The sequence below is a fragment of the Gemmatimonadota bacterium genome (genome assembly GCA_030747075.1).
Lineage (GTDB): Bacteria > ARS69 > ARS69 > ARS69 > ARS69 > ARS69.
The window spans coordinates 1-14,494 of record JASLLL010000046.1; the positions used below are offsets into that span (position 1 = coordinate 1).

Here is a 14,494-nt window from a genome sequence, read left to right on the forward strand (position 1 = left end):
GCTCTTCGCGCCTCCAACAGGCGGTCTTCGTGCCCTTTCGCTACCGCGCGTCACTTCCGGCGGTCGTCGCCGTCATGGAAGCGTAGCCGAGATCCCGACCAGACATGATTCGGACGCTCGGCCCGACGACGAACACACAAGCCGTCGGTAAGCCAGAGCCGGGCTCGCTTCGGCTGTTTCTTCGGGACCTGCAGTCCCTCTTGATGCCAGATGCGCACGACGCGTTTGTGGTTCACGCGCGACCCCTCCCGCCAACGCAGGGCTGTACCCACCGGTAGCCGTATCGACCCTACTCGCCCGCGATCTTGACGATTCGATTCGTCAGGGACGCTTCGTCATTGCGAATCGCAGGCTTGTGGCCTGCGTCGAACGCGCCCGACCCGGTGCCAGAACGATCCGGCCTCCAGCACCCGCCTCCCCCACGATTGGAGATGGAACTCCGGGAAGCGGTTTCCTGTGCTTCGCCCCAGGCTCCATGGCTTCCACTCTCTGATGGAAAGATCACTTCAGCAGCAGGGTCTTCCGGGAGTGGTTCGCTTCGCTGGTTTGAAGTCTGAGGAAGTACAGGCCGGACGACGCTTGGGTGCCTCGATCTGTCCGACCGTCCCAGACAACCCGATGTGGGCCAGCTTGGTGAAGTCCATCGACCAGCGTCCGAACCAGGCGCCCCCCGACGTCGTAGACGTACACCATCGCAGGACCCTTCCGGGAGAGCGTGAAGTCGAACGTCGAGTTGTGCCGGAACGGATTCGGGAATGTGTTCCCGGCCGAGAACCGATACTGTACAGGCATCGGCTCCAGAATACCGGTTGCGATAGTCGGCGTCATGACTACGGCTGTCGGATCCCCTATGTAGTTATACACGAGGCATCCGTCGCGGACGTGCGGCTCAGCGCCGTGCGTGTCCCACACCTCGCGGATGCCGTCCCAGCAGGCGAACACCGGAGACTGGTAGACGTTCGCCGTGTACCGCGGCGTGACGGCGACCGCGATCAGGTGGTTCACGGCGTCCCAGGATCCGCAACTTGGTCCGAATCCGGCGATCGGTCCGCGCGAGTAGCCGAACATCCACGCGTACATGTCGGGAAGCATGTTCAGCTGCGGCGGCGTCCCCAGATCCACATCCTCTGCCCACGCGAAGTTCCACGTGGCGCAGGTGGCTCCGAGGACAAACGGCTTCATCTTCGACCATAGATACCCCGTCGTCCAGACGCTGTCCCCCCAGAACGGTTCGGTAACGAATGCCGCCGTCGCGTACGCCTTGGAGTAGACCGAGAAGTAGTTGATCATCCCAGGCCCCCTGGAATTCCACTCGCTCGCGACGCCGTAGTTCGTCTCGGCGGTGAAAACCAGGTCGCTCTCGTACAGCGGAATCGGATTCAGGCCGTTGAGCAGCGCACTCGTTGCAGCGTAGGTCGCGAGTGCCTGTTCGCCGTCGCCCGCCTCCGTGTGGTCCATGTCGCCGATGCAGTACAGGACATTATTGAAGCCCGGGTAGCCTTCGTAATTGGCACTCTGCACCTTGTACGCGTACTCGAGGGCCCGGTTGGGATCTGCGAGCGGCACCCGGCCGATGTAGAGTCCATCGTCCGGGCGTCCTTCCGCGTCCCCGTCGAGGTCGATGTACCACCCGTCGCCCTCGCGGTACGGACTCCAGTACCCGATGTCCTTCGTCGGTCGCCCATTGGTGTCGAATCGCGGGCACGGGATCTGAATCAAGGCATTATTGCCCTGATACCCCGCAGCGATGCGATTGGTCCGCTGGGTCTGCCACTCCGGTGTCACCCAGTGCTGTGGCCACAGCGGGCCGTCGAACCAAGGTCCATCGTTGTCTCGACCGACGAGACAGAACACCGTGACGCCGTTTCCGGCATCGATCGCGATCTGGTTCCTGATCGCATTCGCGAGTGCCGTCCAGTCGTTGACGTCGGATGGGTACCCGTCGATGTTCCGTTCATACGCTGTCCAGCCCCTGGCCTGCGCCGTCGATGCGAGCACCTGGTACGCGGATGTGTGCGAACCGGGGTAGTAGTACGCGACCTTAGTGTTCGGTCCGTTGAGGAGCATCTGCCGCTGCGGACGGTCTGCGAACGCTTGCGCAACGCTGGCCATCCACTCCACATTGCTCCCCTCCGTCGCCGGGATCGTCTCCAGCGGCGGGACTGTGTCCTCGACCTGGACGCTCATGTGGTACCGGACGTTATCATTCGTCTCGGTCTCGAACAGCTGGAAGTACTTGAACCCGGTGCTGGAGACGTCGAAGACGATCTCGCCCGGTTGTGGATCGGTGATGCGACCGACTTCCGTCCACGGGCCGACTGAAGTGTCACTGCCCATGAGGAAGAGATCCCGGGTCTCGAACAGGACGGTGACCTTGAAGCGTACCGTCTTGTCCGCTTGGACGTACCGCATGCCGGAGACATCGGCGGCGCTTCCGTCGCCGTTCTTGATGCGAACACGATAGTCGCCCGGCGCCATCCAGAGCAGTGAAGTCCGTGCACTCTCGATGTCAATCGCAGAAGCGACGATGTACCCTTTGCCTGTGTCCGAAGCGGCGATCTCCGCGTGGAGACGGTTGGATCCGACCCAGTAAGCGTCCTCGACATAAAAGGGTCCTTCGGTGAAGACGGCACTCTCGGCGGACTGACTGGTGTTCACGTCACACGTGAAGTCCAGATCCAGTCCCTCGACATTGTCGATCTGCTGGCCGGAGTAGCCGGAGTACCCCGCGACCATCGGTGCCGGCACGATCTGATCGGTCGTGCCGATCGCTGACGTCTCGGTCCAGCCGCTGGGCATCTCGTCGAATGCACCGTCGGCATTCTCGCCTTCCCGGAGCGCGCCGAAGAACGCATTGATGCCTTGCGAGCCAGTCGTACACAGGCCGATGGGCATACAGACGTAGTCCGCGTTCACCCAGTTGTCGAACTGGTCGCCGTAGCACGCAACATTCATCCAGATCGCGCCGCCCATCCAGACATACTCTGCAAGGTGAGAGTACCGGTAGCCAACATGATCGGACACACCCGCCACGGCTCCACGGTACAGACGATACGTGTCCGTGAAGTACACCGAGTCCGCCTTCGCCGCACCGGTCGTGTCGGGCGGGTAGACATTCGCGTACGCCGCACCGGTTGCGTTTCCGTGCGTGAAACCGAAACCACAACCGATCGCATCGCCGAGAAAGGTCTCGACCGTCTCGTATGTCACGGTCGGATCGTAGGTCAGCGCGACATTGTAGTGCCGCGTGACCGGGTGGTTCATCTGAGCGATGTCCTGGCGAGCCGCGTAGGTACTGTTGAAGTCCCACGCGTACGGTTCGATGGCGAGCCCGTAGCTACTCGTGGGCGTGGTATTCGCGTGAGCGGAAGCGCAGAGAATGGACAGCACGATGCAGACGCCCACGATGGTGATTGGGCGCCTCATGGCTACCGCACCTTCTGCTCTTCTCGGATCAGCTCCACGTTCGGGTACCGGTCGGTGAAGATGCCCGTGTTCATGAACACGGACCCGTCCAGCTCCTCGCGGTCGACGGAGGAGCGATCGCGGAGCAGCTCCATGGCCTCCAGCGTCCGCGCCTTCGCGACGACGTTGCCGGTGACGATGTTGTTGTTCGAGCCGAACGCGACCACCCCTCCGCACTCCATGACGGTGTCGAATTCCGCAATCGTCTCCTCATGGATACGGCGGAAGTCCGTCTCGGTCGGGGGCGTGTAGACGATTGGTTCGGTCATCCCGTCAGTCGGGAAGCCGATGAACATCTCACAGGAATGACCGGTCCGCTGGCGAATCGACTCGTCCATAAGCCGCTGTACCCAGCAGCCGTTCTCGACCCGTCTGAGCGAACCCGGCACAATCTGTCCGGACTGCTCGATCGTCTGGTAGAACGCTTCACGCTTGTTCGCGCGCAGCGCCGGCTGCACGTAGGCGTAAAACGCGTCGTTGTGGACCAGGCGGCTCCACGACACCTGATCGGTTGTGACCGAAGTTGTCTGCGGCTCCGTGCCGCGGATCTCTAGATACACCTTCCCGTTCAGGTAGAGTGTCGGGGTACCGATGCCCGTCCAGACATAGGGCGACTCGATGACCTCCCCGTGCCCGATGGCCAGACCGGGACTGGGGGACGACCCGTGGCTGGCGAACGCAAGACTGCCGAGCAGAATCACGATCGCAGCGAGAGAGAACGAGCGCGGCATGTCGCACTCCTTTCGGAAGGCGGCGCGTACCGAACCTGGTGAATCGATGCGTGCGGTACGCGCCGAGGGGAAGCCAAGACCGTCCGCCAGCGACAGGAGAAGTCCGTATCGGTCGGGAGAGTGAAGGAGACTGGACAGGCGCAGACGCATGGTGGATCCTCCCGGTTCGTCGGCCGGAAGGGGACGGCTCATTCGGACCGTCTTCCTCCGGCCGCGACACCATTGTAAACCATGACCGGTCGGTCGGCATAGTCGGTCTTCCCCTTCGTGAGAGGCTCTTCGCGCCTCCAACAGGCGGTCTTCGTGCCCTTTCGCTACCGCGCGTCACTTCCGGCGGTCGTCGCCGTCATGCTGGTGGCCCCTGCCGCCCCCGCCGCGGACGCCGTGCGCCACATCGCCTTCACCTACTCCGCCATGCTGGACTCCCTCCCCGCCGGAGTCGGCCCCGTCCATATCTTTCTCCCGATCGCGACGAACACTCCGCATCAGCAGGTTCTCTCCCGAGAGATCACCGCGTCCATTCCGGGCGAACTCCGCGAAGAACCCGGCTACGGAAACCTCTTCTGGCACGGAATGGTCGCGGAGTCAGACGGAGCGCCGATTACCGTGGACATCCGCTGCCTCGTCCGCAGAAGCGGCGTGTCCGCGTCGGCGGATGCCGCGCCGGAGGCGGACCGGGCCTCGCTTGCACGCTTTCTCGCGCCGAACGCGCTGGTCCCGGTCGGCGGGGAACTCATCGACCCCATTGCCGACACCATCGCACCCGGTGAAGACTCCCCGCGGAGAATCGCACGCGCGGTTTACGACTATGTCATCGACCACATGGTGTACTCAAAGGAGGGCGCCGGGTGGGGAGCCGGGAATACCTCCTGGGCCTGTGACGCACGCTACGGAAACTGCACCGACTTCCACGCGCTCTTCATTTCCCTCGCGCGGGCGCGGGGAATCCCGGCGCGGTTCGAGATCGGCTTTCCGATTCCCATGGACCGGTCCGCAGGCCGCGTCACGGGTTACCACTGCTGGGTGAACTTCCACCTTCCCGGCGCGGGCTGGATTCCCGCGGATGCCTCCGAAGCGCGCAAGCACCCCGGCCAGCGTGACTTCCTCTTCGGAAATCTCCGCCCGGACAGGATTCGCTTCTCCGTCGGCCGGGATCTGGAGCTTGGCAAGGGACACACCACGGGACCATTGAACTTCTTCATCTACCCGCATGTGGAAGTGGCCGGGAAGATCTACGAGGGCGTCACCACGCGGTTTGCGTTTGAGGAGCGACACGCGACCACCCCGTGAGCCCCGCGTTCCCCGGGAACCGCGCGCCGCACACTCCGCCCCGTTCTCCGGGAGCCGGGCGTGATGCGCGGCGCCGCACACTCCGCCCGCTACTGCACATACCCGAGCGCACGAAGCCTCTCCAGCGATTCCGGATCGAGCGCCACCGGCCGGTCTCCCGCGGGTTCCGCCGCGCCTCGCAAGGTGGTGAGCCACTCCACGGCCTGCCGGGCCATCTCCGCCGCACGCGCCGGTTCTTCCACCGCCAGATTCACCTGTTCGCCGGGATCCTCATCGGGGCGAATCAGCAGCGTGTCCGCCGGTCCATGCCCGGCGTAGTCGCGGACGATCACCTTGGCCCCGCCCGCGTACATCGCCACCTCTCCCCGAACCGCCTCATCCGCGAGCACTTCCGGCTTGAGCCGATCCTCCAGCCGAATCAGGTGCGCGAAGATCGGCCGGTCGTCTCCCTCGCGAAGAAGACTCCGCCCTTCGACGCCCGCGGGAAGTCTCGCGCCTGCCAGCTCCGCGAAGGTCGGGAGAATGTCGAGCGAGGTGACCCGATCCGTCCGAAGAACGCCGCCTTCCCCGCCGGGCAGGCGCACAAGAAGCGGCACGCGAAGCGTCTCGGCCCACAACCCGTTTCCGTGCCCCATCTTTCCGTGTTCGCGGAACTCCTCGCCATGGTCGGCCACGACCACCACACCCGCTCGATTCAGCACCCCCTGCGCTTCCAGTTCCGCGAGGATTCGCCCGAAGAAGTGGTCCGCCGCGCGGATGTCTCTCGCGTACCTCGCGAATGCGCGCGTTCCGCGAAGCGACGAATCGCCGCGGGTCATTCCCGGGATCGCCGCGAAGGGTGCGCGCGGACGATACGGCGCGTGTGGATCGTTCGGGTGGATGTAGAGAAAGAGCGGGGCGTCCGTCCGGTCCGCGATCCAGTCCCGGAAGGTCGTGTGGATGGCCTCGCTCGTGCCGCTGGGATCCGACCGTGTCCACCCCGATGGAATGCGTCCCCCCGGCGACACCGCGCGCCACCGATCGAAGAGCGCACCGGGTTCGAAGACCACATCGAAGCCCCGCTCCAGCCCGGCGGCGCGCCCCGCGTTCGGGTTGGTCACGAAGGCGACCGTGAAGTAGCCGCGCTCCCGGAGAACTTCGGCAAGGGTGGGAATGGACGCGGGGAGGGTCGCGTGTTCGTGCTGGACGCCGTGGGCCGGGCCGGATCGCGAGGTCAGAATGGACGCCGCTGCGGGACGCGTCCAACTGGAGGCGGAGATGCACTCGCGAAAGAGAACGGCCCGCCGGGAGAATGCCCCCAGCGCGGGAGAGGTTCGTCCGGGGTAGCCATACGGCTCCAGAAGATCGGAACGCAGCGTGTCGATCTCGTAGAGAACGAGAGGCGGGAGCGTTCCCGCACCGTGCGCAATGACCGGGGCGCCCCAGTAGACAAAGCCGTCGCCTTCGCCGGCGGTCACGACCAGCGCAATCTCCCGCCCGCCGAACTGAGCGAGGTCCGCGCCCGCCGCTTCCCACGCGCGGGGGCGTGCGGGGACCCCCTCGTGGAGGACGACCGCCGGTGCGCCCGGAAGGGCCGCCGTGATGCGAAGTCCGGGCGGAATCCGCCCTTCGTTCGCAACCAGGAATCGCAGTCGCCCCGACTCGGGCAGGCGAACCGAAAACGACGCGTCCATTCCGGCCGGAAACGCGACCGACGCGGCCTCGATGCCCCCGAAGGCGCGCCTGAGAGCGCCCCCGGTCCGCGAAGCCGCCAACTCTTCCCGGGTGACGATCCGGAGCGACTCGACCCGGAGCGCCCCGGAAGGGCCGTCCCATTCCGCCGAGAGGAGAACCCGGTCGATTTCGCCGTCCACATCCCATGCGGCGGGAACGGCAATGCGATAGACCTGCATCCGGCCCGCGGCGGCTCGAATGCGGGTGCCGTGGGATCGCGTCGCGCCGCCGGGGACGCTTCGCGAAAGCCCGGCCACGACCCGGCGCGCGTGCTCTCCGTCGGGGGGATCCCAGTACACGCCAAAGTACTCGCCGTCGGAGAGTTCCGCGCGTACTTCAATCTCAGCCACATCCCCCACTCGAAGGGCGCATCCACGAGGCCCGGCCAGAACAGCACCCTTTCGCCCTCCGCTCAGAACGATCGAGGAGTCGGCGGCGGACACTTCTCCGGCAACGGCGGACCAGCCTGCGGAGTCAGCCGGGAAGGTCCACGCAAGGCCCGTGCGAATCGACCCGGCGGCGCCTTCTGTACGCTCCGCAAGCGCGGCGGCGGCACGCTCCGCCAGATGGATGACGCCGGGTGCGGCGGGCGGCTCGTGAGGCGCGCGGGAGCAGGACGACGCGAGAATCGCGGAGGCGGTGATGAGAGACAGAGCCGATGACACCGCACAACGCACGGACCGCTCCTCGGAGAACAGGACGCGGCAGTGTAGCATCGGGGCGGGCGTTGCGTCAGTCCGCTTCCGCGACAGCCTTTGCCGCAACCCCGCGGCTGCGTCTTCCGCGGGCGGAGGCTCGGCTTCCGCGACGGCACCTCTATGCGGCAGATGGTGCTTGCGAGGACCCGACCTAGCAGTCGTCCGATGCAGCAGGGACGGACCCCAGCTTGCTGACCAGTTCCTCCGGGCGGTGGATCAGCACCGGCATGCACTGCGAGCAAACCCAGGCGGGGCTCCCGGAGAAGCGGATCGAGATGAGCGGGATGGCGGTCTCTGAGGTGCCGCAACTGAGGCAGGTGCAGGGGTCGGTCGGGGTCATGGGTGTCTCCTTGCTAATCAGAAAAGTGGCCCGGAAAGCCCGTCAGTCTGCCCGTTCCGGCGGCGAAAGTCCAGTTCGGTCGGGCGCTCCGTCAGTCGAGCTCCAGTCGCTCCGCGACATCCTCATACCCGGAGCACTCCGAGAAGATGTGTTCCAGATCCGCGCGAAGTTCCCGCGGCTTTCCCAGTGCCTCGCTGCAGAGGGCGCGCTCGTAACGGAGCGCCAGGAGGAGTTCCGGCGGACGGTCCTTCTTGCGGCGGAGCACCAGCGACAACAGCCGCCGCGCCGGGTCCGGCATTCCCAGAAGACGCAGTGCGCGCGCCTTGAAGAGCAGGAGATTCCCGTGAGCGGATGATTCGTTTTCGACGCCTTCCCCGAGTTCCACAACCCGACGCAGATTCACTCGGGACGGTTCCTCCGCATCCAGCAGGAGGTCCGCAATCGACAGGCGGATGATGACATCCTCCGGGGATTCCGCGCGAAGGTCCTCCAGTGCCTCGATCGCCTCGTCCATCCGGTCCAGCTCCTGATACGCCTCCGCAAGAGCCAGGAGGACACCCCGCCGACAGGGACGAATGAGCGCGCTCACCTCTTCCGTCACACCGATCTCAAGCGCCGCGTCCAGTCCGTACTTGCCGAGGTGGAAGCCGAGGTTCGACTCCCCTTCCAGCGCGCGGGCAAGAAGAGCGACCGCGTCTTCCCAGCGCCCCTCTTCCAGCGCCAGCGCTCCGGCAACATAGGCTCCGTCAGCCATCCCGGCGGCCCGTTCAAGATCATGACGCGCAGCCTCCCGATTCCCCAGAGCCAGCTCGCGCAGGCCGTTCACCAGCGCCGCCTCTTCGGGCGGTGCGGAGAGGTCGTCGAAGTGTTCCCGAATCTCCTGCTGCTCCGACTCCGAGGCGGTCGTCGGCTCCGGAGGAAGAGAAGGTGAGGTTGCGGAATCCGGGGCGCATGTGCGCTCACCCGCCCCGGCTCGCTTCTTCTTGCCCCGGCGCTTCTTCACCGTGTAGAAGAGCCCCGTTCCCGTCAGTCCGCCGGTAGCCCGGAGGCCGTGTGGCCCGAATGTCGCCTTCGCGGCCCTCGGCCCGACGGAGACCGACAGCTTCCCCTGCAGGATGCTCTTGCTGAGGTTCAGCGTGACACCGGGCGCAATCCGTATACGCCTCCAGAATCGAAATCCCACACGCACCTCCCATCGCGTCGCGGCATCGCGACAACAAACTACCGCCGAAACAGGGTACCCTCTCGGGCGGGTCTATGGTATTCGAATCGAGTGCCGTGCAACATCTCCCGGGAGGTTCTGGTGAATCCTGTTCGCATGGTCCTGCTCGACATCGACGGGACCCTCGCCGAGGGAATCGGCAGAGCGGCCTTTCCCGGGGCCGCGGAAGCGGTCCGCGCGCTCCTGGACCACTACCCGGTGCGCTATGTCACCAACGCCACCTCCTGCACGCGGGCAGCCCTCGTAGCACGGCTTGAGGCCGACGGGTTCCCGGTGGAGGAATGCCCCGTCGTGACCCCCGCCACGCTTGCGCGCAGTGTCCTGACCGGGCGCGACGACACGCGCGGAGTGCTCCTTTGTGACCCAAAGGCAAGGGAGGATCTCGCGTGGTTCCGCGAGACGCCTCCTGATGAAGCGCGCGCGGTGCTGGTGGCGACGGAAGCGCACCGCCTTCGCGTGGGAGATCTTGCGGGGGCCGTGGAGGCTCTGCACTCCGGTGCCACGCTGTACACACTCCAGCAAAACCGGGTCTTCCGGCGAGACGGCCGTCTCCTCACCGACCTCGGGCCGGTGGCTGCCTTTCTGGGGTACGCCGCCGATGTCGCATGGGAGAACCTCGGGAAGCCGTCTCCACTCCTCTTCCGGACGCTCGCGGCAGAGTCCGGCATCGATCCCGGGCACATGGTGATGGTCGGGGATGACGCGGAGTTCGACTGCGCAGGCGCCCTTCGTGCGGGTGTGGGAAGCGCGGTACTCGTCCGAACAGGGAAGTACAGGCCTTCAGACGAGAACCGGGTGCCCCCCCCGCCGACGCATGTCGTGGACTCCATCGCGGACCTCCCCGCGCTCCTGGCGGGGTAACCCCGTCTCCGGGCGCATTCTGAGGTCCCTGACGCGTTTGAATCCGGAAGGTGAGGCGTGCTGGAATCGGAGCTCTCAGGCTGATCTGAGCGCAGCTTGCCCGGCGTAGCCCCGTTCCCCGTCTACTTCCCGATCCCCCGGTTCGGTGGACGGTTCCTTCCGGGGCGGCGGCGGGGCGCAACACCGCTGGACACTCTCACGCGGCCGCCCCCGCCGAACCGCGGGGACGCCGGAAAGGAACCGCGTCATGAAGGCCACACTTCTTGCCGCACTGCACGGCTGTGCGTCCGTGCGGCACCCGGCCAGGCGGAGCTAGTCCAGTTCGAACAGCCTGCGCAAGCTGTCCAGATCCCGGGTTCGCTCTTCCCGCGCGTCCGTGCTCTTCAGGCGCACGACCGGTCGCCGGACGATCCCCCGAATCAACCCGGCCAGGCTCTGCTCCACCGCTTCCCGGATGTCGTCCGGCATGCCTCCGCCCAGACGCCCCATTTCGCGAGCCTTCAGTTCTTCGAGGAAGGCGCGGAAGTCGTCCACCGTGGGCTTGAGATCCAGGTTCGCGATCCACCCCTCAAACTCTCGCGCGGACTCTGAGAGAACCTCTTCCACGGCGGGAACCTCTCGGAGCCGGGCGGAGACATTCCCCTGAACGATCTCCTCCAGATCGTCCAGCCCGAAGAGAAACACACTCCCGATCTTCGCCACTTCCGGGTCTACATCCCGTGGTACCGCGATATCCAGAAGAAAGAGCGGGCGTCGGTTCCTGCGCTCCATCGCGGCATGGACCGCTCCGGGCAGAATCACCGGGACCGTGCTTCCCGTGGTCGACAGCACGATGTCCGCCTCCGCGAGGAGCACTTCCAGTTCCTCCATGCCGTGAGCCGTGATCTTCGTGCCGGGATGCGCACGGGACAGCGTCCCGACCAGCTCTTCCGCCCGGCCTGCGCTCCGGTTGGCAATCGCCAGTCCGGCCGCGCCCTGCTTGAGGAAGTGTCGGGCGGCGAGGGCGCCCGTTTCCCCGGCGCCCACCAGAAGCACGCGACGGGACTCCAGCTTCTCAAAGAGCTTCCGCGACAGATCCACCGCCGCAAAGGCCACGCTGACCGCGCCCGCGTCGATCTTCGTCTTCCCGCGTGCCAGCTTCCCCGCCCGGAACGCACCCTGAAACGCACGCAGCAGAACCGGGCCGAGCGGGACGATCTCCCGCGCCGCACGGTAGGCGTCCTTCACCTGCCCGACGATCTGGGTCTCCCCCACCATCATGCTCTCCAGACCCGCCACCACGCGATACAGGTGGGCGACCGCGTCCATCCCGTCCAGCCGGTACCCAAGATCGCCTTCAAACGGCAGCGCGTCCCCCCCCGCGGCATCCAGCGCCCGCCGAAAGGACCCGACGGCATCCACATGCCCGGGCGCTTCCAGATAGACCTCCGTCCGGTTGCAGGTGCTCAGCACCACCCCGGACACGCCTTCCTCCGCAACCGTGCTCAAGAAGACGCGTGCGCTTTCTTCGCTCAGGTGGACGCGCTCCCGCACTTCCGTGGATGCCCGATGGTGATCCACTCCCCAGAGCGTCACGCGCTTCGCGGCGGAAGGAACGGAGAGTGTCATCCGGCCCCTCCGCCATTGAAGTTGTGGAAGCTGCGGAAGAAGTGCCGGACGATTCCAACCGCCAGAACCATCAGCACGAACAACGCCACGGACAGGATGCTCATCCTCCGGCCGCGCCACCCGCGGCGCTCATAGCCCCAGAGCCCGACTCCGTACATCAGGAAGAAGAGCCAGGAGACGACCACCTTCGGGTCGAAGTGTGAAAGACGGGACGCGGCCTCCGGCCCCAGGCGTCCGGCCAGCGCGGTCGTCCACCAGTGCCCGGTCACCAGTGCTCCAAAGAGGAGCGGGACCCCCATCTGGATGGAGCGCACGCTCATGCGTTCCAGAATCTCCAGCGACGGAAGACGCTGGAACAGAAGCCCGAAGGTCCGTCGCACCAGTTGCCGCGCTTGCAGCAGGTACAGCAGCGCGTAGATGAACCCGAGGGAGAGCGCCGTATACGCCAGGAGAACCAGAATCGCGTGCAGCGCAAACCCCGGGTCCTGAAGAAGCGCGTGGTCTGCGGTTTCAGGTGAGAGAAACGCGCTGGAGAGCAGTTGGAATGCGAAGGCCAGCCCCACGACATGGAACCCGGTCTGCGGGGCGCCGATGCGGATCTCCAGCACGACATAGATGGCGAGAACCGCAAACGCGAGCATCGACAGAAACTCCAGAGGCGTCGCCATCGGCAGGCGCCCCCATGCCACGGCCCGGACCACCACCGCCACCGTGTGCAGCGCCAGCGTTCCGAGGGCCAGGCGACGCGACCACCGGATGGCGACGCGGGCCTCATGCTGAAAGATGACCCGGTAGTCCAGCCACACGGCCAGATACGCCAGCGGAAGAAGCACATTCACCGCACTGAGAAGCCGGTCCACCTCATACCTCCTGAGTTGCGCAAGCAAGCGCGTCCGCGATCGCCACCGCCGTTCGCTCCGCCTCCGCCACGCAGTGATTGACCGCAATCCCCCGGTACGAACTCCCCGCGAGAAAGAGCCCGGGCCACTCCGCAAGCGCGGCGTCCATCGCTTCCAGCCGCGCGAGATGCCCCGGTTCATACTGCGCGATAGCCCGCTCATGCCGAACCACCCACGCTCCGGACGGATTCCCGGCCAGCCCGTGCAGCCCGCGCAGTTCCCGCACGCAGGTGTCGATCAGTTCGTCGTCTTCCCGCTCCATGATCTCCGGGTGCGCCGCTCCGCCCGCCATGCAGCGCAGAAGCACCTGCCCGTCCGGCGCGCGCCCGTCGAAAATGGACGCGGACCAGAGGACGCCGAGCAGATCGCGCTTCTCCCGAGTCGGGATGAGCATTCCGAATCCGTCGGGCGGCGAAGCCATGCGACTCTTCTCCCACGCGAGCGTCACCACCGCCATGGGAGCATACGGAATCTGCGCGAGGAGACCAGGAAGCGCCCGCCCGGGAAGATGATCCCTGGCGGAGTGGGCCGGAGAGGCGTCGAGCACGGCATCGAACGGACCGTGTTCCTCCGCCGGAGTGTGAACGAACCACGCGCCATCGCGGCGCTCCACCTTGGTCACACTCGCCCCGCATCGCACGCGATCCCCGAGGGATGCGGCCAGCGCATCCGGGAGAGCCGCCATCCCGCTTCGAAAGCCGTGGAGCGTCCCTCCCGGGCCGGCGGCTCCCCCGCGGGAACGACCGTTTCCACCGGCCGCGCTTCGTCGAATGAGCGCCCGGAAGAGCCCCCCGTGCTCCCGCTCCATCTCCACCATTTTGGGAAACGCCGACGCCAGACTCAGCCGCCGCGAATCCCCGCCAAAGACCCCCTTCACCATGGGGTCAAGGAGCACCTCCGCAAACTCACGCCCCAGCCGCCGCTGCCCGAAGTCGTGCACGGTCTCGTCGGTGGAAGGATCCGCCGCCGCCTTCCCCAGATCCCGGCGCGGTGGAACCAGGGCCTCGCAGGCCACCCGCGCCTTCGCCCAGGGGGGAAGAAGCGGCGAGCGAACGAACCCCACCGGCGAAAGCGGAATCTCCACCAGGCGACCCGCACGCAGAAGAAAGCGTCGACGCGCCGCATCCCGGCTTCTGAGAAGTTCGTCCTCAAGGGACAGTTGCTCCACCAGGCGGAGAGTTGCGGGTTCGTTGTCGAGAAACCCGTTCGGCCCCTCCTCCAGAAGAAAGCCTCGCGCGCGACGCGTGCGGAGCTTCCCTCCGGCCGTCCCCTCCCGCTCAAACACCCGCACATCCCAGGCCATGTCCCGCGCCGCTGCCTCGCGCACCAGGTGAAACGCCGTCGCCAGCCCGGACACACCCCCGCCAATCACCGCAACCGATGGATTCCGCTCACGCATGAGCCGTCCTCCCCGGATCCGCCGCCCGTCGCGCACCCCGGGAAGCGAACAGACGCTCCTCCACCAGATCCGCCATGGACTGAAGCCACCCCGGGTCCATTCCCAGCGCCGGGGTCCGCACGAAGTCCCGGATTCCGGCTTCGGCCGCCTCTTCGGCCAGTTCCACATCCAGTTCCATCAGCGTCTCAATGTGTTCGCAGGCAAAACTCACGGGAACCACCGCCAGGCTTCCGCAACCCGCCTCGCCGAGTCTCCGCGTCTCCTCGAT

General features: G+C 66.1%; 11 protein-coding genes and 1 pseudogene. 2 read left to right on the top strand and 10 right to left on the bottom strand.

The genetic code is table 11. The features are described from left to right. Positions 1 to 95: 95 nt before the first annotated feature. From QF819_10685 to QF819_10695, 3 genes and pseudogenes are all read right to left on the bottom strand, one after another. Positions 96 to 355, bottom strand: a pseudogene (locus QF819_10685) (IS3 family transposase). A gap of 146 nt (positions 356 to 501) precedes the next feature. After that, positions 502 to 3,426 carry a FlgD immunoglobulin-like domain containing protein gene (locus QF819_10690; GenBank protein MDP6803616.1) on the bottom strand — a complete coding sequence of 975 codons (2,925 nt, stop codon included), beginning with the start codon at positions 3,424 to 3,426 and terminating at the stop codon, positions 502 to 504. 2 nt (positions 3,427 to 3,428) lie between these two features. Continuing rightward, positions 3,429 to 4,388 (bottom strand): hypothetical protein, encoded by a 960-nt coding sequence (locus tag QF819_10695; GenBank protein MDP6803617.1) that lies wholly within the window; start codon positions 4,386 to 4,388, stop codon positions 3,429 to 3,431. A gap of 111 nt (positions 4,389 to 4,499) precedes the next feature. Here QF819_10695 and QF819_10700 point away from each other — a divergent pair, with 111 nt between their 5' ends. Beyond that, positions 4,500 to 5,486 carry a transglutaminase-like domain-containing protein gene (locus QF819_10700; protein ID MDP6803618.1) on the top strand — a complete coding sequence of 329 codons (987 nt, stop codon included), beginning with the start codon at positions 4,500 to 4,502 and terminating at the stop codon, positions 5,484 to 5,486. Between the two features lie 89 nt (positions 5,487 to 5,575). Here QF819_10700 and QF819_10705 read toward each other — a convergent pair whose 3' ends face one another. The 3 genes from QF819_10705 to QF819_10715 all read right to left on the bottom strand — a co-directional run bounded on the left by QF819_10705 (position 5,576) and on the right by QF819_10715 (position 9,420). Continuing rightward, positions 5,576 to 7,915 (bottom strand): sulfatase, encoded by a 2,340-nt coding sequence (locus QF819_10705; GenBank protein ID MDP6803619.1) that lies wholly within the window; start codon positions 7,913 to 7,915, stop codon positions 5,576 to 5,578. 133 nt (positions 7,916 to 8,048) lie between these two features. Continuing rightward, positions 8,049 to 8,237, bottom strand: coding sequence for a hypothetical protein (locus QF819_10710; GenBank protein MDP6803620.1), 189 nt, complete (start codon positions 8,235 to 8,237; stop codon positions 8,049 to 8,051). Positions 8,238 to 8,328: 91 nt separating this feature from the next. Continuing rightward, on the bottom strand, positions 8,329 to 9,420 hold the full coding sequence (locus QF819_10715) for a DUF4236 domain-containing protein (protein ID MDP6803621.1): 1,092 nt from the start codon (positions 9,418 to 9,420) through the stop codon (positions 8,329 to 8,331). Between the two features lie 120 nt (positions 9,421 to 9,540). Between QF819_10715 and QF819_10720 the strand changes: the two genes are divergently transcribed. Further along, positions 9,541 to 10,320 (top strand): HAD hydrolase-like protein, encoded by a 780-nt coding sequence (locus QF819_10720; GenBank protein ID MDP6803622.1) that lies wholly within the window; start codon positions 9,541 to 9,543, stop codon positions 10,318 to 10,320. 312 nt (positions 10,321 to 10,632) lie between these two features. Here QF819_10720 and hemA read toward each other — a convergent pair whose 3' ends face one another. The 4 genes from hemA to QF819_10740 form a co-directional block, all read right to left on the bottom strand. Further along, positions 10,633 to 11,928, bottom strand: coding sequence for a glutamyl-tRNA reductase (gene hemA / locus QF819_10725; GenBank protein MDP6803623.1), 1,296 nt, complete (start codon positions 11,926 to 11,928; stop codon positions 10,633 to 10,635). After that, positions 11,925 to 12,788, bottom strand: a complete 864-nt coding sequence (gene ccsA / locus QF819_10730; protein MDP6803624.1) for a cytochrome c biogenesis protein CcsA — start codon at positions 12,786 to 12,788, stop codon at positions 11,925 to 11,927. The genes hemA and ccsA overlap by 4 nt, the downstream gene beginning before the upstream one ends. A 1-nt stretch (position 12,789) precedes the next feature. Next, positions 12,790 to 14,226 (bottom strand): protoporphyrinogen oxidase, encoded by a 1,437-nt coding sequence (gene hemG / locus QF819_10735; GenBank protein MDP6803625.1) that lies wholly within the window; start codon positions 14,224 to 14,226, stop codon positions 12,790 to 12,792. Further along, a partial coding sequence (locus tag QF819_10740; GenBank protein ID MDP6803626.1) for a ferrochelatase occupies positions 14,219 to 14,494 on the bottom strand: 276 nt, incomplete at its 5' end. The genes QF819_10740 and hemG, both read right to left, overlap by 8 nt.

What these genes read in the sequence shown, in the direction of transcription:
- QF819_10695 (MDP6803617.1), bottom strand. Translation starts at nt 4,388, where the DNA reads ATGAGCCGTCCCCTTCCGGCCGACGAACCGGGAGGATCCACCATGCGT.
- hemA (MDP6803623.1), bottom strand. Translation starts at nt 11,928, where the DNA reads ATGACACTCTCCGTTCCTTCCGCCGCGAAGCGCGTGACGCTCTGGGGA.
- QF819_10690 (MDP6803616.1), bottom strand. Translation starts at nt 3,426, where the DNA reads ATGAGGCGCCCAATCACCATCGTGGGCGTCTGCATCGTGCTGTCCATT.
- QF819_10705 (MDP6803619.1), bottom strand. Translation starts at nt 7,915, where the DNA reads ATGCTACACTGCCGCGTCCTGTTCTCCGAGGAGCGGTCCGTGCGTTGT.
- QF819_10710 (MDP6803620.1), bottom strand. Translation starts at nt 8,237, where the DNA reads ATGACCCCGACCGACCCCTGCACCTGCCTCAGTTGCGGCACCTCAGAG.
- hemG (MDP6803625.1), bottom strand. Translation starts at nt 14,226, where the DNA reads ATGCGTGAGCGGAATCCATCGGTTGCGGTGATTGGCGGGGGTGTGTCC.